The organism is Nocardia thraciensis (assembly GCF_054782435.1).
Genome location: NZ_BAAGSM010000011.1, coordinates 157,887 through 176,181, shown reverse-complemented (window position 1 = coordinate 176,181; position 18,295 = coordinate 157,887). Strand labels below are relative to the sequence as shown.

The window sequence follows — 18,295 nt, the reverse complement described above, 5'->3', positions numbered from 1 at the left end:
CCGCTGCGGCGCAGGGGATCTCCTCAGAAGCCCAGCTTGCCCAGTTGCTTCGGATCGCGCTGCCAATCCTTGGCGACCTTGACGTGCAGGTGCAGGTAGATGCGGGTGCCGAGGATGTGCTCGATCTGTTTGCGGGCGGCCGTGCCGACCTCCTTGAGCCGGGCGCCGCGCTTGCCGATGACAATGGCCTTCTGACTGGGGCGCTCCACGTAGAGCAGGGCGTGCACGTCGAGGAGGTCTTCGTTGTCCTCGCGCGGGAGGATTTCCTCGATGACGACGGCCAGCGAATGCGGCAGTTCGTCGCGCACGCCCTCGAGCGCGGCCTCGCGGATCAGCTCGGCCATGAGCGTCTCCTCGGGCTCGTCGGTCAGCTCGCCGTCGGGGTAGAAGGCCGGGCCCTCCGGCATTTTCGAGGCGATGACGTCGACGAGCACCTCGACCTGCTCGCCCTCGACCGCCGAGACCGGAACCACGTCGGCCTCGGGTCCCAGCAGCTGGGAGACGGCGACCAACTGCTGGGCGATCTGGTCACGACCCACCTTGTCGATCTTGGTGACGACGCCGAGCAGGGTGGTCTTCGGCGCCATCTGCTTGACCTGCTGCACGATCCAGCGATCGCCGGGCCCGATCTTCTCGTCGGCCGGGATGCACACGGCGATGACGTCGACCTCCGAATAGGTGTCGCGCACCAGATCGTTGAGCCGCTGCCCCAGCAGTGTCCGCGGCCGGTGCAGGCCGGGGGTGTCGACCAGGATCAGCTGCGTGTGCTCGCGGTGCACGATGCCCCGGATGGTGTGCCGGGTGGTCTGCGGGCGCGAGGACGTGATAGCGATCTTCTGGCCCACCATGGCGTTGGTGAGCGTCGATTTGCCCGTATTGGGGCGACCGACGAAACAGACGAAGCCGGAACGGAATTCGTCCTTCGACGAGCCGGAGCTCATTCGAACACCTCGGATTCGGTGTCGATGTCGAAGCCCGCCGGGACGCCGCGGCCGTGCCCGGTGTTCGTCTCGCCGCCGATCGGATTCTCCACGCCGTAGGGGTCGCCACCCTGAACGGACTCGTTCACCGTCCCCTTGCGATCGGTGAGAATGACCCGGGCGGCGGGCGAGACCTCCTGCACGGCCGCGATTCCCGCGTCCTGCCGCAGACCCCCGACCACGACAGCGGCCTCGAAGCCCTCGGCGCCGCTGGAGATCGCGGCGGCCACCGCGGCCTGCAATGCGGTCAGCGGCAACGCCTTCAGCTCCACGACGCCCGCGGCGTAGGTGCGGCCGTCGGTATCGCGGACCGCCGCGCCGCTGCCGCCGCCGGTGCGACCCATGGCGCCGCGCGCCAGCACCAGCAGCTTGCCGTCCTCGCCCGCCAGGCCAGGGGTTTCAGTCATCGCTCTCTCCGTCCTCGTACTCGGCAAACCCGTTGTGCCCCTTGAGTTTCGAGCCCGCGTGTGCGGTGGGCGGATGCTCGTCCGTCGTCTCCGCGGTGACCGGCCGCCCGCCTTCGGTCTCCGATTTCTCCGTGTCCGATTTCTCCGGGGCGCGCTTGACCACCACCGTGTGCACCCGCACCCGGCCGCGGGCGTCGGCGCCGCCCTCGCCGCGCAGCTGCAGCCCGTGCGCGACGACCTTGGACCCCGGAAGCGGCACCCGGCCCAGCGCGTGCGCCAGCAGGCCGCCGACGGTATCGACGTCCTCCTCGTCGATCGCCATGCCGAACAGCTCACCCAGATCCTCCACCGACAGCCGCGCCGACACCCGGTACTTGCCGCCGCCGAGCTCCTCGACCGGGGCGATCTCGTCGGTGTCGTACTCGTCGGCGATCTCCCCCACGATCTCCTCCAGCACGTCCTCGATGGTGACCAGCCCGGCGATGCCGCCGTACTCGTCGACCAGCAGCGCCATATGGATGCGGCGGCGCTGCATTTCGTCCAGCAGCGCGTCCAGCGGCTTGGAGTCGGGCACGAACACCGGCGGCCGCATCACCTCGCGCACCCGCACCTTCCTGCCCCGATCCGCATACGGCACAAGGTCTTTCAGATAGACGACGCCGACGATGTCGTCGACGTTCTCACCGATCACGGGAATGCGCGAATGTCCGGACCGCACCGCCAGCGACATCGCCTGCGCCGCGGTCTTGTCCGACTCGATCCACACCATCTCGGTGCGCGGCACCATCACCGCGCGCGCCGCGGTATCGCCGAGTTCGAACACCGACTGGATCATCCGGCGCTCGTCGGAGTCCACCACGCCGCTCTGCTGTGCCATGTCCACGACCTCGCGCAGTTCGACCTCGGAGGCGAAGGGGCCGTTGCGAAATCCCTTGCCGGGCGTGATGGCGTTACCGATCAGAATCAACAATCGGCTCACCGGCCCCAGCAGCGATCCGATCGCCTGCAGCGGCAGCGCCGCGCCGAGCGCGATCGAATAGGCGTGCTGGCGGCCCAGGGTGCGCGGGCCGACGCCGATGACCATGTAGTCGACCAGCACCATCACCACCGCGGTGAGCACCAGCGCCCAGCCCGTGCTGAGCCAGTCGCTGAGCGCGGCGGCGAGCAGCACGGTGGCGGTGATCTCGCACGCCAGGCGAAGCAGCACAACGAGATTCACGTACCGGGGGCGGTCCACCACCACCCGGGCCAACCGGCGGGCGCCGCCCCGGTCGGCCCGCACCAGATCCTCCACGCGGGCGGGTGAGATGGTGGCCAGGGACGCGTCGACGGCGGCGAACACGCCGCCCACCGGGACCAGCAGGACCGCCAGAATCAGCAGGACCGTAGAATTCACGCGGGATCCAGGGGGTCACCGGGCGCGGTGAACCCGGTCTTGCCCAGCAGCCGCCTGTCGCGTTCGGCGAGTTCGGCACGGCGCTGCGCCTCGCGCAGGCTCTCGTACCATTCGGCGAGCAGTCGATTCTGCAGGCCGAACATCTCCTTCTCCTCGTCGGGCTCGGCGTGGTCGTAGCCCAGCAGATGCAGGACGCCGTGCACGGTCAGCAGCGCCAGTTCGTGATCGACCGAATGCCCCGCCTTGGTCGCCTGCGCGGCCGCGAACTCGGGACACAGCACGATGTCGCCGAGCATCGACGGGCCCGGTTCGCTGCCGTCGGGGCGGCCGCCCGGCTCCAACTCGTCCATCGGGAACGACATCACATCGGTCGGCCCCGGCAGATCCATCCAGCGCATGTGCAGGTCGGCCATGGTATCGAGATCGACCAGCACCATCGACAGCTCGGCGGCCGGATGCACGTCCATCCGCCCGATCGCGAACCGCGCGACGCTGACCAGTTCCTCCTCGGATACGTCCATACCCGACTCGTTGGCGATCTCGATGCTCACCCGTTCAGCCTAATGGGCTGTGCTTCGTGCTCAGCGCCGACCGGCCCGCCCTGCGGCGCGGCGCTGGGCGCGGTTGCCCGGGTAGTGCGACAGTTGGGGGCGGTCCTCGGCCTCGTAGCGGTCGTAGGCGTCGACTATCTCCGACACCAGGCGGTGGCGCACCACGTCGCTCGAGTTCAGTTCGGCGAAGTGGATGTCGTCGACATCGCCGAGGATCTCGCTGACCACCCGCAGGCCCGACCTGGTCCCGCCGGGCAGGTCGACCTGGGTGATATCGCCGGTGACGACGATCTTGGACCCGAAGCCGAGCCGGGTCAGGAACATCTTCATCTGCTCGGGCGTGGTGTTCTGCGCCTCGTCCAGGATGATGAACGAGTCGTTGAGCGAACGGCCGCGCATGTAGGCCAGTGGCGCGACCTCGATGACGCCGGACTGCATCAGCTTCGGGATCGCCTCGGGATCCATCATGTCGTGCAGCGCGTCGTAGAGCGGGCGCAGGTACGGGTCGATCTTCTCGTTCAGCGTGCCCGGCAGGAAGCCGAGGCGCTCACCGGCCTCCACCGCGGGGCGGGTGAGGATGATCCGGTTGACCTGCTTGCCCTGCAGCGCCTGCACGGCCTTGGCCACGGCGAGATAGGTCTTGCCGGTGCCCGCCGGGCCGATGCCGAAGACGATGGTGTGCTCGTCGATCGCGTCGACGTAGCGCTTCTGGTTCAGCGTCTTGGGGCGGATGGTCTTGCCGCGGCGGGACAGGATGTCCAGGCTCAGTACCTCCGCCGGGGAGTCGGAGGAGCCCTCGGTGAGCATGGAGTACGTGTGCCGGACCGCCTCCGGCGTCACGACGCGATTGCGGCCGGTCAGGGCCACCAGCTGCTCGATCACGCGCTCGGCCAGCGCCACCTCGGCGGCGCGTCCGGTCAGCGTCACCGAATTGCCGCGGACGTGGATGTCGGCGGCGAGCAGTCCTTCGAGTTCACGGAGATTCTCGTCGGCCGAGCCGAGGAAGCCGAAGACGGATTCGGGAGCGAGTTCGATGCTGGAACGAACGGTCCGCGCGGCAGGGCCCGAGCCGTTGCCGCCGGCTCCGATGCCGGCCTGGGGAGTTGTCGGGTCGCCGATGTCGCCTGAGGTTCGCAATAGGTGCTATGGCCTGCTTCCGGTCTCGAACGTATCGTTTCGTGTGATGAAAGTTTAACGCGGACCACCGACACCGCCCAGTGAATATGCGGCTACCACCAGGTCACGGGCGAGTTCCGGAAGGTTTCCCGCACCACCGGCCCGGGTACCTGAGCCCATCCGCCCTTCCCGCACCCCATGCCCGCTCGCGCACCCCCTGCAAGCGCTGGAAGAGGTGCGCGAACGAACGCGGGGTGCGGGAAGTTCCGGTGCTACGGCTGCGCCCGGTCGAAGGCGAAGTCGCGGAATCGGCGCACGGCATCCGAGGGCACGGCGTTCGCCGACCAGATCAGGCCGACGGCCCGCGCGGCGCCCGGATCGGCCAGCGGGACCAGCACCGGCCCGGCATGCGGACCCCGGACCGGCGGCTCCTCCATCGGCAGCAGCGCGACCCCGAGGCCCGCGGCCACCAGGCCCGCGACGGTCACCAGATCGCTGGACTCGAGCCCGACGCGCGGGCGGAAATCGGCTGCGGCGCAGAGGTCGTCGAGAATGCGGCGCATGCCGAAACCGGTGGGCATGGCGACGAATTCGGCGTCCGCGGCCTCGGCCAGCCGGACCTGGCGCCGCCCCGCGAGCCGGTGGTCGGCCGGGACGCCCAGCGCCAGGCGCTGCCGCAGCAGGGTGCGCCAGCCCAGGCCCGCGGCCGCGGGCCGCGGCGACACCAGGCCCAGATCCGCGGTCCCGTCCAGCACCCGGGCCGTCACCGCCTCGGCGGCGTCCTGGCTGAGCGTGAAGGTGATCCGGCCCGAACCGCGGCGGAATCCGGCGACGAGCTCCGGTACCAGCCGCGCCCCGAACGAATGCAGGAACGTCAGCCGCACAACGCCTTTGGCCGGATTTGTCAGGTCGGACAGCTCCCGCCCGGCCGCGTCGAGTTCGGCCTGGGCCCGGCGAGCGTGCTCGTAGTAGATGCGGCCGAAGTCGTTGAGGGTCAGGCGTTTTCCGTGGCGGTCGAACAGCGGCACACCGAGCCGCTGCTCGAGCCGGGCCAGCATCCGCGACAGCGTCGGCTGGGCGAGGTGCAACTGATCGGCGGCTGCGCCGACGCGTTCCAACTCGGCGAGGGTGAGGAACCAGTGCAAATCGTCACTCGGCACGGTGCACCTTTCGAGCGGGAGCTGGGCTAATACCGTCAGCGCATCAACTTGCTGATTATTATGCATTTTCTTTCGAAGCCCGGCGGGCCGATGCTGGGTCCATGACCACCGCACCCGCCGCCACCTCGCCCGATACCGCGGCACACGAGCGCCGGATCGCGCTGGCGCTGTTCGCCGCGGGGCTGACCACGTTCGCCTCGATGTACAGCGCGCAGGCGCTGCTGCCCAGCCTGTCGGCCGCGTTCGGGGCGACACCGGCGCACGCGGCGCTGGCGGTGTCGCTGACCACCGGACTGCTGGCGGTCGCGATCGTGCCGGTGAGCGTGCTGTCCGGCCGGTTCGGCCGGACCCGGGTGATGATCGCCTCGGCGGTGGCGGCGAGCGCGATCGGTCTGCTGCTGCCGTTCAGCCCGACGCTGGACATGCTGCTGGCGGGGCGGGCGCTGCAGGGCCTAGCGTTGGCCGGGGTTCCGGCGGTGGCGATGGCGTATCTGGCCGAGGAGATCGGCGCGAGCGGGCTCGGCGCGGCGATGGGCGTCTATGTGGCGGGCACCAGCATCGGAGGCCTTGCGGGACGGCTCATTCCGGCGTTCACCCTGGAGATCGGGTCGTGGCGCTGGGGCGACGCGGTACTGGCGGTGGCCGCGGCGCTGTGCACGGTGTGGTTCGTGCGCTGCCTGCCCGCCTCCCGGCGGTTCGTGCCGGGGCAACTCGGAGTCCGTTCGCTGGCAGCCGATTTCGTCGGGCACCTGCGGCACCGGACGCTGCTGCCGCTGTTCGGGCTGGCCTTCGTCCTGATGGGCGGCTTCGTCTCGATGTACAACTTCCTCGGCTACCGCCTCACCCGGGAACCGTTCGGATTATCCGCCGCCACCGTGGGTCTGGTGTTCGTCATGTACCTGGCGGGCACCGTCACCTCGGCCGCCGCCGGTCGCCTGGCCGACCGCCACGGCCGCGCGCGGGTGCTCGCGATCTCCATCTGCGCCATGGCCGTCGGGCTGGTGATCACGATTCCCGACAACCTCCCCCTCGTCCTGCTCGGCGTACTCCTCTGCACCGCAGGCTTCTTCGCCGCCCATTCGGTAGCCAGCGGCTGGGTCGGCGCCGCCGCCACCGGCAACCGCGCCGCCGCCTCATCCCTCTACCTGTTCGCCTACTACCTCGGCAGTTCCATAGTCGGCGCCGCCGCCGGACTCGCCTACAGCTGGCACGGCTGGGCCGGACTGGCAGCCTACGTAGGCATCCTCATCCTCGCCGCCGCAGCCCTGGTAACCACCCTCGCCTCCGGCTCCCGCACCGCCACAACCTCCGAAGCTGTTGCCGCACAGTAATTCCGGCCAGACGACCGACGCACCGCCTCAGCTCATATCGTCCGGCAGCACGCGAAACGCGGGGTAGCGAGTCAGTGGGCGAAGCGCGCGGAAATCGCGCCGATCCAACGTCAGGATCGCGTTGGTGTCATATTCGGCCGCCAGCGCGACGCAGACCGCATCGACCAGGTCCAAATCCAGGCCGCTGTAATGGCTTCGAATGCCAACCGCCGTCCTGATCTGCGCCGCGTCGGAATTGGCGACCTCGACCCGGGTCGTCGCGATGCGGTCCGCCAACAGCAGCAACAACTGGTCCGCTACCGCACGCCCGGCACGCGCGGTAGCCACGTGGTGCACCTCTGTCAGCGACAGGGCGCTCACGACCAGGGTGCTGGCCGCGTTCGCCGCGCGCCGCGCCGCCAGATGCTCCGGGTCACTACGGTTCAGCAGCGCAAGAACCCCGGAGGTATCTGCCACGACAATCATGCGGAGCGGTGCATGATGTTCCGGATGTCGTCCTTGGTGATCGGCCCGCCGAGGTCGACGCCCTCGTCATCGGCGAACAACGGGGTTTCCCATGTGCGGTTCCGCAACAGATACAAGCGCAGTGCGTCGCGGGTGATGTCGTGCTTGGACCGCCCTTCGACCTTGGCCTGTTTGTCGAGGGCAGCATCCTCGTCGTCGGGAAGGCGCATAGTCCATGCCATGTATCGATGATACCAACCTAGATACCAACCTCGAAGCTCATTCGTCCCTGGTCGGCCTGACGGCATGGATTCCGAGATCACGCGCATGGACCACTTCGCACAGTATGGCTTGAATCACAATTCGCGGCCACGCCGAACAGAGGGCCGTTCGCCACGTCTAATGCGTTGACGGGCAATACCGTTCGAGAGAAGGAAGTTGTATGAACTTCGGATGGCAACCATCCTCGTTTCCGGTGCGGTCGCGGGCCTCGGACTGGTCGATGCCGGGGCGGCGGCAGCCGCGCCGCATGTCGTGCAGACCGACCACCACACCGCGCCGGAAGGGTGCCCGACGCCCCCGCTGGGCCCCGACGGCAAGCCCCTGCCCCCGCCGCTGGGCTCGGACGGCAAGCCCCTGCCCCCGCCGCTGGGCTCGGACGGCAGGCCGCTGCCCCCGCCGCTGGGCGCCGACGGCAAGCCCTGCCCGCCCCCGCTGGGCCCCGACGGCAAGCCGCTCCCGCCGCCGCCCGGAGCCTGATACGCCTGCTACACGGCACGCAGGAAACCGCCGCGCCGGGCACGAAATGCCCGGCGCGGCAATCTGAATCGGCTGCCCGGCTCCAGGTCTCGCACACCAGACTGCTTCCGCCGGCGAGTCCGATGCCGACCGGCTCATGCTGCCGAACTTATCGCCCGCTGTGCCCCTTCCCGGACGCGATACACCCCCGTCGCGACGAAAAGCTCGGCGGCAGGCCACCATTCGGCGAGCCGCAACAGCTCCGCCACCTCGTCGTCCAGGTTCGCCGCCGACGACACGGGGCGCGGGCCATCGGCGGTGCCGGGGCGGAGCGGAGGACCGTATCCTGTCCCCGCGCGGAGCCGATCCGGCGGAGGCCGGTTCCGACCGGGGAACCCGCTCTCGCGACAAGAACTCGTCGAGCCGGGCCGGGTCCCGCCGCACGACCGTAAGGCCGCAGTCCGAGCGGGGCATCGGCGGATCTCGACGGTCGTGCGGATTTCACGCCCAGCGCGAAGTGAGGGCGCCTAGTGCCCCCAGTGCAACAGCGGCGGCCGTAGACGTGCGTAAGACGGTGGGCCCCAGCAGGACCGCCTCGGCACCGGCGGCAGACAGCGCCTCGCACTCGACGTCGTCCAGTCCGCCTTCCGGGCCGACGATCAGCACGATCCGCGACGCCTGCGCGAAGGACAGATCGACGAAGCGGGTCTCGCCCGACTCGTGCAGGGCGGCGGCAACTCCGTTGTCCGCCTTCGTGTTCCGCACCAGCTCCAGCACATCCGGGGTACGGTACAGCTCCCCCACCTCGGGGATGTAGGCCCGGCGGGACTGACGCGCCGCGGCGCGCGCGGCCGCCCGCCACTTGTCGACTCCCTTGCGCGCCTTGCCTTCCCAGTTGGCGACGCAGCGCGCCGCCTGCCACGGCACGATGGCGTCCACCCCGGCCTCGGTCATCAGCTCGACCGCCAGCTCCGAGCGATCCGACTTCGGCAGCGCCTGCACGACCGTCACCGGCGGCGCCACCCGCTCGGCCACGGACCGGTCCAGGACCCTCAGTTCGAGGCGGTCCTTCTGCGCCGCGACCACTTCCGATGCGGCGACCACACCGGCCCCGTCCGACAGGGTGATCGGCTCGCCGACCCGGACCCGGCGCACCGTCGCGGCATGGCGGCCCTCCGGGCCGTCCAGCACCGCGACCGCGCCCGGTTCCGGAATCTCGTCGAGGTAGAAAACGGTCGCGGCCACCGCGGATTCAGCGTCCGCTGAACGAGGCCCGCAGCCGCGCGAACAGGCCGCTGTTGTGCTCGGACTGCGCCGACAGCACCTCGGTCCGCTCGCCGTTGCGCGTCGACTTGTACTTGCGCAGCAGCTCGGACTGCTTGTTGTCCAGCTTCGTCGGCACCACGATGTCCAGGTGCGCGACCAGATCCCCGCGCGCGCTGGAGCGCAGCTTCGGCATGCCGTGCCCACGCAGCACCGACACTTCGCCGGGCTGGGTGCCCGCGGGAATCGACAGCTCGGTCGGGCCGTCGAGGATCGTGTCGATGACGACGGTGGCGCCGAGGGCGGCGTCCACCATCGGCACCCGGATCGTGCAGTGCAGGTCGTCGCCGTCGCGGACGAAGGTGTCGTGCGGCTGTTCGACGATCTCCACGTACAGGTCGCCCGCGGGGCCGCCGCCGGGGCCGATCTCGCCCTGCGCGGCCAGCCGCACCCGCATGCCGTTGGCGACGCCCGCCGGGATCGGCGCGGCGATCTCGCGACGCGACCGCACCCGGCCGTCGCCGCCGCACTTGCGGCACGGATCCGGGATGGTCTCGCCGGTGCCGCGGCAGGTCGGGCACGGGCGCGAGGTCATCACCTGGCCCAGGAACGAGCGCTGCACCGTCTGCACCTCGCCCGCGCCGCCACAGGTCTCGCAGCGCACCGGCTTGGAGCTGCCGTTGGTGCCCGCACCTTGGCACAGGTCGCACAGCACCGCGGTGTCGACGGTCAGATGTTTGGTGACGCCGACCGCGCATTCGGCCAGCGACAGCCGGGTCCGCAACAGCGAATCCGCGCCCGGCTGGACCCGCCCGCGCGGCCGGCGCTGACCACCAGTGGCCCCCATGCCGCCGAAGAACGCCTCGAACACGTCCCCGAGCCCGCCGAATCCGGCACCGGAGAAACCGCCCCCGGCGCCCGCGGACTCCATCGGGTCCCCGCCCATATCGACGATGCGCCGCTTCTCCGGGTCGCTGAGGACCTCGTAGGCGGTCGATACGTCGCGGAACTTCTCCTGCGCGTCGGCGTCGGGATTGACGTCGGGATGCAGTTCCCGCGCCAGCTTGCGGTAGGCGCGCTTGATCTCCTGGTCGCTCGCATTGCGGCCGACGCCGAGAATTCCGTAGTAGTCCCGTGCCACTTGTGTCTCTAGTCCTGTTCCGAATCTGTTCCGTTCACGACCGCGGGCTCACCGCTCGGCGAGCACCTCGCCGATGTATCGGGCGACCGCGGCCACCGAGGCAATGGTCCCGGGGTAGTCCATGCGGGTCGGTCCCAGCACTCCCATACCGCCGAGCACGGTACCCGGCACACCGTACCCCGTGGACACGACGGAGGTTCCGCGCATCTGCTCCACCTGGGTCTCCTCGCCGATCTGCACGGTCACCATGCCCGGCTGCTGCGCGGCGGCCAGCAGCTTCAGCACGACGACCTGTTCCTCGAGCGCCTCCAGCACCGAGCGCAGCGAGCCCGGGAAGCCGAAGTCGCCGACGTTACGGGTCAGGTTGGCGGTGCCGCCCAGCACCAGCCGCTCCTCCGGATGTTCCACCAGGGTCTCCACCAGCACGGTCGACACCCGGACCAGCACCTCGCGCAGCCGGGACGGGGCGTTTTCGGGCAGTTCGGCCACCGCGGCGGAGGCGGCGGCGAGCCGCTTGCCGTCCATGGCCTTGCCCAGCATCGCGCGCAACGCCGCCAGATCCTCGTCGTCGACGACCGAGCCCAGTTCGACCAGGCGCTGGTCGACGCGGCCGGTGTCGGTGATCACCACCAGCAGCAGCCGCGCCGGATTGAGCGCGACGACCTCGAGGTGGCGGACCGTCGAGGCCGAGACGGTCGGATACTGCACCATCGCGACCTGCCGGGTCAGCTGGGCCAGTAGCCGCACCCCGCGGCGCAGCACATCGTCGAGGTCGACGCCGCTCTCCAGGAATTCCATGATGGCCCGGCGCTCCGCCGGCGACAGCGGCTTCACCTCGGCGATGTGGTCGACGAACTGGCGGTAGCCCTTGTCGGTGGGGATGCGGCCGGAGCTGGTGTGCTGCTGGGTGATGTAGCCCTCGGCCTCCAGCACGGCCATATCGTTGCGCACGGTGGCGCTCGAGACGCCCAGGTTGTGCCGGTCTACCAGCGTCTTCGAGCCGATCGGCTCCTTGGTGGCGATGTAGTCGGCGACGATCGCGCGCAAGACCTCGATCCGCCGCTGCTCCGTGCTCGGCATCGGCCCACCTCCTTGCTTTCGCCCTCGGTCCGCCGGACGCGCGAGCGTGTCAGGGCACGGCACGATCACGCGGATCCGGGTTCATCCGAACACCAGTTTAATTGCACGCGGGCAGATCACCCGCGCATGTGTCCTGACCTGCGTGGCTTCGGCCGAGCACGGCCCGATATCCGTCATCCCGGCGTGCACCCGACATCACGGCATGCACCCGACATCACGGTCCGATATCCGTCATCCCGGCATGCTCTTGGCCGGGATCCATCGGGCAGTGTTGGTCGGTGCGGGTGGATTCCGGCCAACAGCGTGCCGGAATGACGACGGGCCGCCGGGAGCGCCTGGGGTATCAGTCGGAACCCGCGAGCTTGCCAGCGGCGGCGTCCAGCCCCAGCATTGCCAGCAGCGATGTGCAGTCATCGGCGTCGGTGGCATAGCTGGCGACGGCCCGGGCGGCCATCGCGCTGCGGCGAGCGGATTCGGCCTTCTCCGCGGCACGCGTTTCGGCGAAATCGCTCTGCTCGTGGACAAGGGTGATGCGTCGTGCCTGGGACATGAGACTCCTCGGGGTTGCCTCGAACGCTACACCCGGGCCCCCAAGATCGCGGGCCCAACGATCCGATCGCCACCCGAGGAGCGGTCCGACACGGTCAAGTCAGCAGCGTGCGGACCACCGCGTCGGCCAGCAGGCGGCCGCGGTCGGTGAGAATCAGGCGGTCGGCGGATCGGATCGCCAGGCCGTCGGCGATCACCCGGTCGGCGGACCGGCGTTCGGATTCGTCCAGATCGGCCAGCGGCAGGCCGGTGCGCAGTCGGGCGGTGAGCATCACGCGCTCGGTATGCCGCTCCGCGTCGGTCAGCGCCTCCCAGCCCGCCGCGGGCAGCCCGCCCTCGTGTACCCGGTGCGCGTAGCGGGAGGGATGCTTCACGTTCCACCACCGGACCCCGCCGAGATGGCTGTGCGCACCCGGGCCCGCGCCGAGCCAGTCGCCGCCGTCCCAGTAGCCGAGGTTGTGGCGGCAGCGGGCGGAATCGGTTGCGGCCCAGTTGGATACCTCGTACCAGGTCAGTCCGGCCGCGGCCAGGCGGGTGTCGATGCGCTCGTAGCGGGCGGCGAGGACGTCGTCGTCGGGGGCGGGCAGTTCGCCGCGGCGCACCCGGCGGGCCAGGGCCGTGCCGTCCTCGACGATCAGCGAGTACGCCGACACGTGGTCGACACCGGCGGCGAGGACGGCGTCCAGGCTGGCGTCCAGGTCGGCGTCGGTCTCCCCCGGGGTGCCGTAGATCAGGTCGAGGTTCACATGGTCGAATCCGGCGGCACGCGCCTCGCGGGCGGCGGCGACAGCGCGGCCCGGCGTGTGGGTGCGGTCGAGCACCCGCAGCACGTGCGGGGCCGCCGACTGCATGCCCAGCGACACCCTGGTGAAGCCCGCGTCCCGGATGCGCTCGAAGAACCGGGGCGAGGTCGATTCGGGATTCGATTCGGTGGTTATCTCGGCACCGGCGGCCAACGTGAAGTCCGCGCGGATCGCATCGAGCACCTCGGTCAGGCCGTCGCCGCCGAGCAGCGACGGCGTCCCGCCGCCCACGAAGATTGTCGACACCTCCGGTTGCGGACTCGGCAGCTCGCCGAACAGTCGTGCGGCCGTGGACAATTCGCCGCGCAGCGCCACCATCCAGGACTGCGGCGAGGCGGAGCTGCCCAGTTCACCGGCCGTGTAGGTGTTGAAATCACAGTACCCGCACCGGGTGGCGCAGAACGGCACATGGATGTAGATGCCGAAGGGGCCGCCGCCGAAGTCGCGCAGCACGGACTCCGCCGAGTCGGGCTCGGCGGTACCGGCGGCAATCGAGGTCACGGGTCCAGTCTGCCGGTAGGCCCGGTGTGACGTGCATCGGGGATGCCGCGCCGGCTCATCGATAACGATCCGGCCGCTGATGGCCGCGCAATGTCCGATTCCCGGGTCTTAGCGGGAACTCCACTCGCAGAGGACTCTTGATCGATGGGAGAGCGACATGGACAAGCTGGTGTGCATCGATTGCTGGCGCCGTGACAATCTCACCTTCGTGCAGCGGCTGGACCCCGCGTTCGTCACGCCCGGGCCGGTCCATCGGTGCGCGGCGCACCGCGACCTGCGGGCCGAACTGGTCGGCAAGCCCGAGCCCGCACCGCGCGCCGCGTAGGGTCAGCGGCCCAGCGCGGTCTCCCGGTCCACCTGCGACAGCTTCTCCGGGTTGCGGACGGAGTAGAGACCGGTGATGCGGCCGTCGTCGAGACGCACCGCCATGACGGTGTCGATCTCGCCGTCCCGGCGCAGCACCAGGGCCGGGTAGCCGTTGATCTGTGCCAATTCGACCGACAGCTCGCGACCGATCCGTGGCAGCGAGGCCGTGAGCAGGCCCGCCACCTGATCGGCGCCCACGATCGGATGCAGCGCGGCCTGTCTGATTCCGCCGCCGTCGCCGAGGAACACCACATCCGGCGCGAGTCGGTCGAGCAGGCCCCGCAGGTCGCCGGTCTCGATCGCACGCTGGAACGCCTCGAGCGCCGCCCGGGATTCGGCCGGGGACACGTCGCCGCGCGGGCGACGGGCGGCGACGTGTGACCGTGCGCGGTGGGCGATCTGGCGGACCGCGGCCGGGGCCTTGTCGACGGCCGCGGCGATCTCGTCGTAGCCCAGATCGAACACCTCGCGCAGCACGAAGACCGCGCGCTCGGTCGGCGCGAGCGTCTCGAGCACCAGCAGCATCGCCATCGAGACGCTGTCGGCCAGTTCGACGTCCTCGGCCACATCGGGCGCGGTGAGCAGCGGCTCGGGCAGCCACGGGCCGACATAGGACTCCCTGCGGCGGCCGAGCGTGCGCAGCCGGATCAGGGCCTGGCGCGTGGTGATCCGGACCAGATACGCGCGCTGATCCCGCACGATGCCGAGATCCACACCCGCCCAGCGCAACCAGGTCTCCTGCAGCACGTCCTCCGCGTCGGCGGCCGAACCGAGCATCTCGTAGGCGACGGTGAACAGCAGCCTGCGATGGATGACGAATGCCTCGGTGGCGGGGTCGGGGATGGTCCGGGACGTGCCGGGCATGGCGGCTCCTGTTCGCTCTGGTGAGTGTCACCACCAGACACCGGAGGCCGCGGTTTTGTGACACCGGCTGCGCGAAGCGGCGCAGGATCATTCGCTACCAGGTAGCGGGCTCGTCCTCGCGCAGGCGCCGCAGGGAACGCTCGATCCAGGTTTCGAAATGGCTCGTGAGGTCCTGGGTGGTGGCGGGGCGGACGGTGATGTGCTCGCGGGTCTGCTGCTGGACGTAGCGGCCGTCGCCGGTGACGTCGAACCAGCCCATGGCGTACCAGGGGTCTGGGCGGCTGTGCAGGTATCCGGCGAGCAGGCCAGCGGCGCCGCTGCCGTCGAAGGGGCGCCGAGTGAGCCGGTCGAAGCGCTCGCGCGGATTGTTGCGGCTGCCGTAACCGTCGTCGCGGGAACGTAATTCGTCGACGTGGAAGGTGTCGGGCTTGCCGCTGCCGGGCGGCGCCGACGGCAGGATGGCCGCCAAGCGCGCCGGGAGCTGTTCGGGGCGGAACAGGCGGCAGCGGATGGGGCCGTCGACGCCGTCGGCGGCGGTCTGGGTGAGCATCACCGCGTGGTACGGGGTCCGCGCCCCGAGGATGCGGTACTCCCGGGGCTTGCCCTTGCCGAGAACCGTTGACTCACCGCCGATTTCGATGCGGAGGTCACTGGCCGTGAGGGTGTGCAGCGCGAGGGTGATGCGATCGGTCTCGTCGGTGTCGTACCGCGCGCGCACGGCGGCGCGGTGCGCCGCGACCTCGTCGTTGGTGGCCAGACGGCTGGTGTAGTGCAGCGGATGCGGGAACCGGTCGTTCGCGTCGCTGTACCAGAGCACGGCGAAATCGTCCGGGTCCCAACTCCATTCGGCCATCGCGGTGGTCGTCCAATCAGATCTTGCCGAGGTCCGGTGTCATCTCCGGGCGTGGAATCGGCAGCAAGCCAACGAAATTCAGGGGTGTCGCGGGCGCGACGTGGCGATCAGCTGGTCGGCGGTGGCGGATCGGCGTAGTCTCCGCCGATCACGCCGCCGGGGATCGTCCTCGGATCGGGGCCCAGCAGTTCCTCAGCGTTCTCCATGTTCCGGAGCCACTCGGGGATGTCGCGGTCCTTCTCCTCGTCCTCGGATTTGCCACGGGCGCCGCCCATTCCACCCATGCCGGGCATGCCCGACATGCCCTTCCCGGTGGCCGCGCCCCCACCGGCGGCAGCGGCCAGGCCCGTGCCCGCACCCGGCTGCCCACCGGCCACGCTGCGACCGGGCCCGCCCGTCCCCGGGCCGGGGATGCCGCCGCCGAGCCCGCCGCCACCACCGCCTACGGCGCCGCCGCCCGAGCCGCCGGAGAAACCGCTGGACGTGGTCGGCGTGCCGACGCCGCTCGGTGTGGTCGAGGTCGGCTCGGTAGCCGCCGCGCTCGCCGGATTCGTCGACGAGTCCTCACTCGACGACGAGGTGGTCGAGGGGTCCTCGGTAGTTCCCGCCGGTTCTTCGCCGGTCTGCTCCGTCGGATCGGCCGTCCCGCTCGTCCCCCCGGTACCGCCGGTCTCTCCGGTCCCGCCCGGGTCATCCGTCCCCGTCCCCGGGATATAGGGCTGATCCGTATTCTCCGGCGGTTTGTACAAGGGATTCGTCGGACTATCCGGCACCGGGAGCACCGGAATCTGCTGGTCCGCCTGGAGAAAATTAGCGACGTAGTGATTCTTCATCGCTTCCCGCGCAGCGTTCTCGCAGTCGTTACGGACACTCTGGGAACTCGGCCCATGAAAAGGCCCGACAGCCCAGCTGCGAGGGTTGTACCAGGACCCACCGTCCGGCGGCTTATCTACGGCGTTCTTCGTATTGTTGACGCCCTCGATCGCGGTGGAGATCCGCTGCGCGAGGTTCTGCAGCGGCAACGACAGATCAAGGGCACGCTGAGCGTAATTGCCGATTGCCTCGCGAGACTTCGTCGCAGCCTGGCCTTCCCAGGCAGCTTCACTGGAGTGCCGAATCCTATTGGCGAACAGTTCCGCCGCCGAACTCCAGCGCTGGGCGATGTCGGCGTACTCGGTGACACTCTTACCAGCCTCGTCGGTAACCAAAGGATTGAACGCATTGTAGATCTGCGAGTGCTTCCAGCTGTCGGTATGCTCCCCACCGCCGGTGATCTTCGCGGGCTCGTTCTCGCCGGTCACTGCGGCGCCCCCACCGCCGGAGGCGCTGTGACACCCGGCTGCAACTTTGTCTGCGGGCCGATAAGGCTCTTCGGCTTGTCCGCCATCAGCCTGTTGTACTCGGCGGCGAATGCCTGGTCGGTCTCGATGAATTTTTGGGCGATCGTCCGGTGCAATGTCTCGATTTCGTCGACTATATCGTAATGTTGTTGCAGGATATCGTATACATTGTTGGCCGTATCGCTATCAGAGCCACGGCTCATAGCTTTTCCACGGAATCTCCCAACAAGAGTGCTCGCCGAATTCAGACCTTCCGTCAGCTCGCCGAGGCCCCATTTTTCGCGCTCCGAAATACTTGTCGCGATCCGTTGAAGAGCTTGTATCTCTTGTTTGAAAGCTTGACAGTCACGCTCGATATAAACAAACTCATCGGCATTGACGACAACCTGGTCACTGAAACTAACGGTGAGATTCCCGTCCTGCGCGTCAGTGATCAGGCTGGCGAGTGGCCCCGCGCCTTCGGTCATAATCAGTGTCCTCCCCATGACTTCCGGCCCGCGCGGACCGGAGACTGCTCCAGCTCAAGCGTCAGCAGGAATCGCCGGAACGATCCCCTGTGCCAAGCGCTTGGCAATCTCGCAGGAGTGCTGCGCTCCAGATTTCTTGCGTGACGGCGGGTTGTTGATGCTGATCTCGAGGCTGCCGCCCTTCATTTCCACGCTCACGAGACAGTGTGCTTGCAGTGCCTTCTGATCCGCAGGGCCGTAAGCCACTGCTGGCCGACCGGCCACCGACAGCTCTTCGGCGACTGTGAACTCTTTGTTGGCACGGACCATCGCCAACGTGATGTTCGTGGTATCGATAGTGGCTCCATATCCGTCAGATTGGATCCAGCCACAACCCCGCCATTTGATACCCCCGGCGCCATCCTTCGTGTCGACTTCCGGGTTGATCAACTGCTCGGATTGAACGACCGACTGCGGGAGCTTGCACGCGTCGAACCCCGCCGGAACATCCGCCGCGACAGTCGACGTAGCCGACGCACCCGTACTCCCCTCCGTACCACCACCGCCAGAGTCACACCCCGCCACAAGCGCGATCACCCCGGCCCCGAGAGCCGCGCCCCGCACTACCTTCCCCCAGCTCGCCATGTCGTCCTCTCGCACCGGTTCCGCACCGCTGGGGTCGGACCGGCTTTCCGCCCCCGTCAAAGCTCGATCTGACGGTACCCGCCAGGTCATCGCCGCGCAAAGGTAACGAGGCAACGCATCAGCGAAGGAACCAGCGGTTCGTCACTGCACCAATCCCACCGCGGCACGCACGATGTCGAAAAGCCGTCCACCGGATAGCGCGATCAGGTAGCCGCGGAATGCCGACTCGACGCCGACATCCTGTGCCGCCGCGTTAGCGAAGCGATCCGAAACGATCGAATGTGACCTGAATCACTGTCTGTCACGTCGGTGGGGAACCCG

The 18,295-nt window shown here is 69.1% G+C and carries 22 protein-coding genes; 3 read left to right on the top strand and 19 right to left on the bottom strand.

Annotated features, from left to right (window positions below):
* Positions 1-23: 23 nt before the first annotated feature.
* The 6 genes from era to ACYVLQ_RS05870 all read right to left on the bottom strand — a co-directional run bounded on the left by era (position 24) and on the right by ACYVLQ_RS05870 (position 5,610).
* A complete protein-coding gene (era, locus tag ACYVLQ_RS05895) occupies positions 24-941 on the bottom strand; it encodes a GTPase Era (protein WP_460696337.1) in 918 nt (305 codons plus the stop codon).
* Positions 938-1,387, bottom strand: coding sequence for a cytidine deaminase (locus tag ACYVLQ_RS05890; RefSeq protein ID WP_460696336.1), 450 nt, complete (start codon positions 1,385-1,387; stop codon positions 938-940). Before ACYVLQ_RS05890 ends, era begins: the two co-directional genes overlap by 4 nt.
* Entirely contained in the window at positions 1,380-2,783 is a 1,404-nt protein-coding gene (locus tag ACYVLQ_RS05885) for a hemolysin family protein (protein WP_460696335.1), read from the bottom strand. The genes ACYVLQ_RS05890 and ACYVLQ_RS05885 overlap by 8 nt, the downstream gene beginning before the upstream one ends.
* The gene (ybeY, locus tag ACYVLQ_RS05880; RefSeq protein ID WP_460696334.1) at positions 2,780-3,334 is read right to left on the bottom strand and encodes an rRNA maturation RNase YbeY; all 555 of its coding nucleotides are present in this window, start codon (positions 3,332-3,334) and stop codon (positions 2,780-2,782) included. The genes ACYVLQ_RS05885 and ybeY overlap by 4 nt, the downstream gene beginning before the upstream one ends.
* A 30-nt stretch (positions 3,335-3,364) precedes the next feature.
* Positions 3,365-4,423 (bottom strand): PhoH family protein, encoded by a 1,059-nt coding sequence (locus ACYVLQ_RS05875; RefSeq protein WP_460696431.1) that lies wholly within the window; start codon positions 4,421-4,423, stop codon positions 3,365-3,367.
* Between the two features lie 299 nt (positions 4,424-4,722).
* Entirely contained in the window at positions 4,723-5,610 is an 888-nt protein-coding gene (locus ACYVLQ_RS05870; protein WP_460696333.1) for a LysR family transcriptional regulator, read from the bottom strand.
* A gap of 101 nt (positions 5,611-5,711) precedes the next feature.
* Between ACYVLQ_RS05870 and ACYVLQ_RS05865 the strand changes: the two genes are divergently transcribed.
* Positions 5,712-6,941: an MFS transporter gene (locus tag ACYVLQ_RS05865; RefSeq protein ID WP_460696332.1), complete on the top strand. Its 1,230-nt coding sequence runs from the start codon at positions 5,712-5,714 to the stop codon at positions 6,939-6,941.
* 27 nt (positions 6,942-6,968) lie between these two features.
* Here the strand turns inward: ACYVLQ_RS05865 and ACYVLQ_RS05860 are convergent, their stop codons facing one another.
* Together ACYVLQ_RS05860 and ACYVLQ_RS05855 are read right to left on the bottom strand one after the other, a co-directional pair.
* Entirely contained in the window at positions 6,969-7,406 is a 438-nt protein-coding gene (locus tag ACYVLQ_RS05860) for a PIN domain-containing protein (protein ID WP_460696331.1), read from the bottom strand.
* The gene (locus ACYVLQ_RS05855; protein ID WP_460696330.1) at positions 7,403-7,627 is read right to left on the bottom strand and encodes a ribbon-helix-helix domain-containing protein; all 225 of its coding nucleotides are present in this window, start codon (positions 7,625-7,627) and stop codon (positions 7,403-7,405) included. Before ACYVLQ_RS05855 ends, ACYVLQ_RS05860 begins: the two co-directional genes overlap by 4 nt.
* Before the next feature lie 211 nt (positions 7,628-7,838).
* Between ACYVLQ_RS05855 and ACYVLQ_RS05850 the strand changes: the two genes are divergently transcribed.
* Complete coding sequence (locus ACYVLQ_RS05850) at positions 7,839-8,144, top strand: hypothetical protein (RefSeq protein WP_460696329.1); 306 nt, start codon at positions 7,839-7,841, stop codon at positions 8,142-8,144.
* A 134-nt stretch (positions 8,145-8,278) separates the two neighbouring features.
* On the opposite strand, the gene ACYVLQ_RS05845 is transcribed toward ACYVLQ_RS05850, so the two are convergent.
* From ACYVLQ_RS05845 to hemW, 6 genes are all read right to left on the bottom strand, one after another.
* Entirely contained in the window at positions 8,279-8,422 is a 144-nt protein-coding gene (locus tag ACYVLQ_RS05845) for a hypothetical protein (RefSeq protein WP_460696328.1), read from the bottom strand.
* A gap of 202 nt (positions 8,423-8,624) precedes the next feature.
* Entirely contained in the window at positions 8,625-9,368 is a 744-nt protein-coding gene (locus ACYVLQ_RS05840; protein WP_460696327.1) for a 16S rRNA (uracil(1498)-N(3))-methyltransferase, read from the bottom strand.
* 7 nt (positions 9,369-9,375) lie between these two features.
* Complete coding sequence (gene dnaJ, locus ACYVLQ_RS05835) at positions 9,376-10,527, bottom strand: molecular chaperone DnaJ (protein WP_460696326.1); 1,152 nt, start codon at positions 10,525-10,527, stop codon at positions 9,376-9,378.
* 48 nt (positions 10,528-10,575) lie between these two features.
* Positions 10,576-11,607, bottom strand: coding sequence for a heat-inducible transcriptional repressor HrcA (gene hrcA, locus ACYVLQ_RS05830; RefSeq protein ID WP_460696325.1), 1,032 nt, complete (start codon positions 11,605-11,607; stop codon positions 10,576-10,578).
* A 343-nt stretch (positions 11,608-11,950) separates the two neighbouring features.
* The gene (locus tag ACYVLQ_RS05825) at positions 11,951-12,157 is read right to left on the bottom strand and encodes a hypothetical protein (protein ID WP_460696324.1); all 207 of its coding nucleotides are present in this window, start codon (positions 12,155-12,157) and stop codon (positions 11,951-11,953) included.
* A gap of 94 nt (positions 12,158-12,251) precedes the next feature.
* A complete protein-coding gene (hemW, locus tag ACYVLQ_RS05820) occupies positions 12,252-13,451 on the bottom strand; it encodes a radical SAM family heme chaperone HemW (RefSeq protein WP_460696430.1) in 1,200 nt (399 codons plus the stop codon).
* 166 nt (positions 13,452-13,617) lie between these two features.
* On the opposite strand from hemW, the gene ACYVLQ_RS05815 reads away from it, so the two are divergent.
* Entirely contained in the window at positions 13,618-13,785 is a 168-nt protein-coding gene (locus tag ACYVLQ_RS05815) for a hypothetical protein (protein WP_460696323.1), read from the top strand.
* A gap of 2 nt (positions 13,786-13,787) precedes the next feature.
* Here ACYVLQ_RS05815 and ACYVLQ_RS05810 read toward each other — a convergent pair whose 3' ends face one another.
* The 5 genes from ACYVLQ_RS05810 to ACYVLQ_RS05790 form a co-directional block, all read right to left on the bottom strand.
* Complete coding sequence (locus ACYVLQ_RS05810) at positions 13,788-14,690, bottom strand: RNA polymerase sigma-70 factor (protein ID WP_460696322.1); 903 nt, start codon at positions 14,688-14,690, stop codon at positions 13,788-13,790.
* A 94-nt stretch (positions 14,691-14,784) separates the two neighbouring features.
* A complete protein-coding gene (locus ACYVLQ_RS05805) occupies positions 14,785-15,543 on the bottom strand; it encodes an ESX secretion-associated protein EspG (RefSeq protein ID WP_460696321.1) in 759 nt (252 codons plus the stop codon).
* Between the two features lie 107 nt (positions 15,544-15,650).
* Positions 15,651-16,844 carry a WXG100 family type VII secretion target gene (locus tag ACYVLQ_RS05800; protein WP_460696320.1) on the bottom strand — a complete coding sequence of 398 codons (1,194 nt, stop codon included), beginning with the start codon at positions 16,842-16,844 and terminating at the stop codon, positions 15,651-15,653.
* Positions 16,841-17,350, bottom strand: coding sequence for a hypothetical protein (locus tag ACYVLQ_RS05795; RefSeq protein WP_460696319.1), 510 nt, complete (start codon positions 17,348-17,350; stop codon positions 16,841-16,843). The genes ACYVLQ_RS05800 and ACYVLQ_RS05795 overlap by 4 nt, the downstream gene beginning before the upstream one ends.
* Positions 17,351-17,404: 54 nt before the next feature.
* Positions 17,405-17,974, bottom strand: coding sequence for a DUF3558 domain-containing protein (locus ACYVLQ_RS05790; protein WP_460696429.1), 570 nt, complete (start codon positions 17,972-17,974; stop codon positions 17,405-17,407).
* Positions 17,975-18,295 lie beyond the last annotated feature (321 nt).

What these genes read in the sequence shown, in the direction of transcription:
- era (WP_460696337.1), bottom strand. Translation starts at nt 941, where the DNA reads ATGAGCTCCGGCTCGTCGAAGGACGAATTCCGTTCCGGCTTCGTCTGT.
- ACYVLQ_RS05890 (WP_460696336.1), bottom strand. Translation starts at nt 1,387, where the DNA reads ATGACTGAAACCCCTGGCCTGGCGGGCGAGGACGGCAAGCTGCTGGTG.
- ACYVLQ_RS05865 (WP_460696332.1), top strand. Translation starts at nt 5,712, where the DNA reads ATGACCACCGCACCCGCCGCCACCTCGCCCGATACCGCGGCACACGAG.
- ACYVLQ_RS05860 (WP_460696331.1), bottom strand. Translation starts at nt 7,406, where the DNA reads ATGATTGTCGTGGCAGATACCTCCGGGGTTCTTGCGCTGCTGAACCGT.
- ACYVLQ_RS05855 (WP_460696330.1), bottom strand. Translation starts at nt 7,627, where the DNA reads ATGGCATGGACTATGCGCCTTCCCGACGACGAGGATGCTGCCCTCGAC.
- ACYVLQ_RS05850 (WP_460696329.1), top strand. Translation starts at nt 7,839, where the DNA reads ATGGCAACCATCCTCGTTTCCGGTGCGGTCGCGGGCCTCGGACTGGTC.
- hrcA (WP_460696325.1), bottom strand. Translation starts at nt 11,607, where the DNA reads ATGCCGAGCACGGAGCAGCGGCGGATCGAGGTCTTGCGCGCGATCGTC.
- ACYVLQ_RS05825 (WP_460696324.1), bottom strand. Translation starts at nt 12,157, where the DNA reads ATGTCCCAGGCACGACGCATCACCCTTGTCCACGAGCAGAGCGATTTC.
- ACYVLQ_RS05815 (WP_460696323.1), top strand. Translation starts at nt 13,618, where the DNA reads ATGGACAAGCTGGTGTGCATCGATTGCTGGCGCCGTGACAATCTCACC.
- ACYVLQ_RS05810 (WP_460696322.1), bottom strand. Translation starts at nt 14,690, where the DNA reads ATGCCCGGCACGTCCCGGACCATCCCCGACCCCGCCACCGAGGCATTC.
- ACYVLQ_RS05805 (WP_460696321.1), bottom strand. Translation starts at nt 15,543, where the DNA reads ATGGCCGAATGGAGTTGGGACCCGGACGATTTCGCCGTGCTCTGGTAC.
- ACYVLQ_RS05795 (WP_460696319.1), bottom strand. Translation starts at nt 17,350, where the DNA reads ATGACCGAAGGCGCGGGGCCACTCGCCAGCCTGATCACTGACGCGCAG.
- ACYVLQ_RS05790 (WP_460696429.1), bottom strand. Translation starts at nt 17,974, where the DNA reads ATGGCGAGCTGGGGGAAGGTAGTGCGGGGCGCGGCTCTCGGGGCCGGG.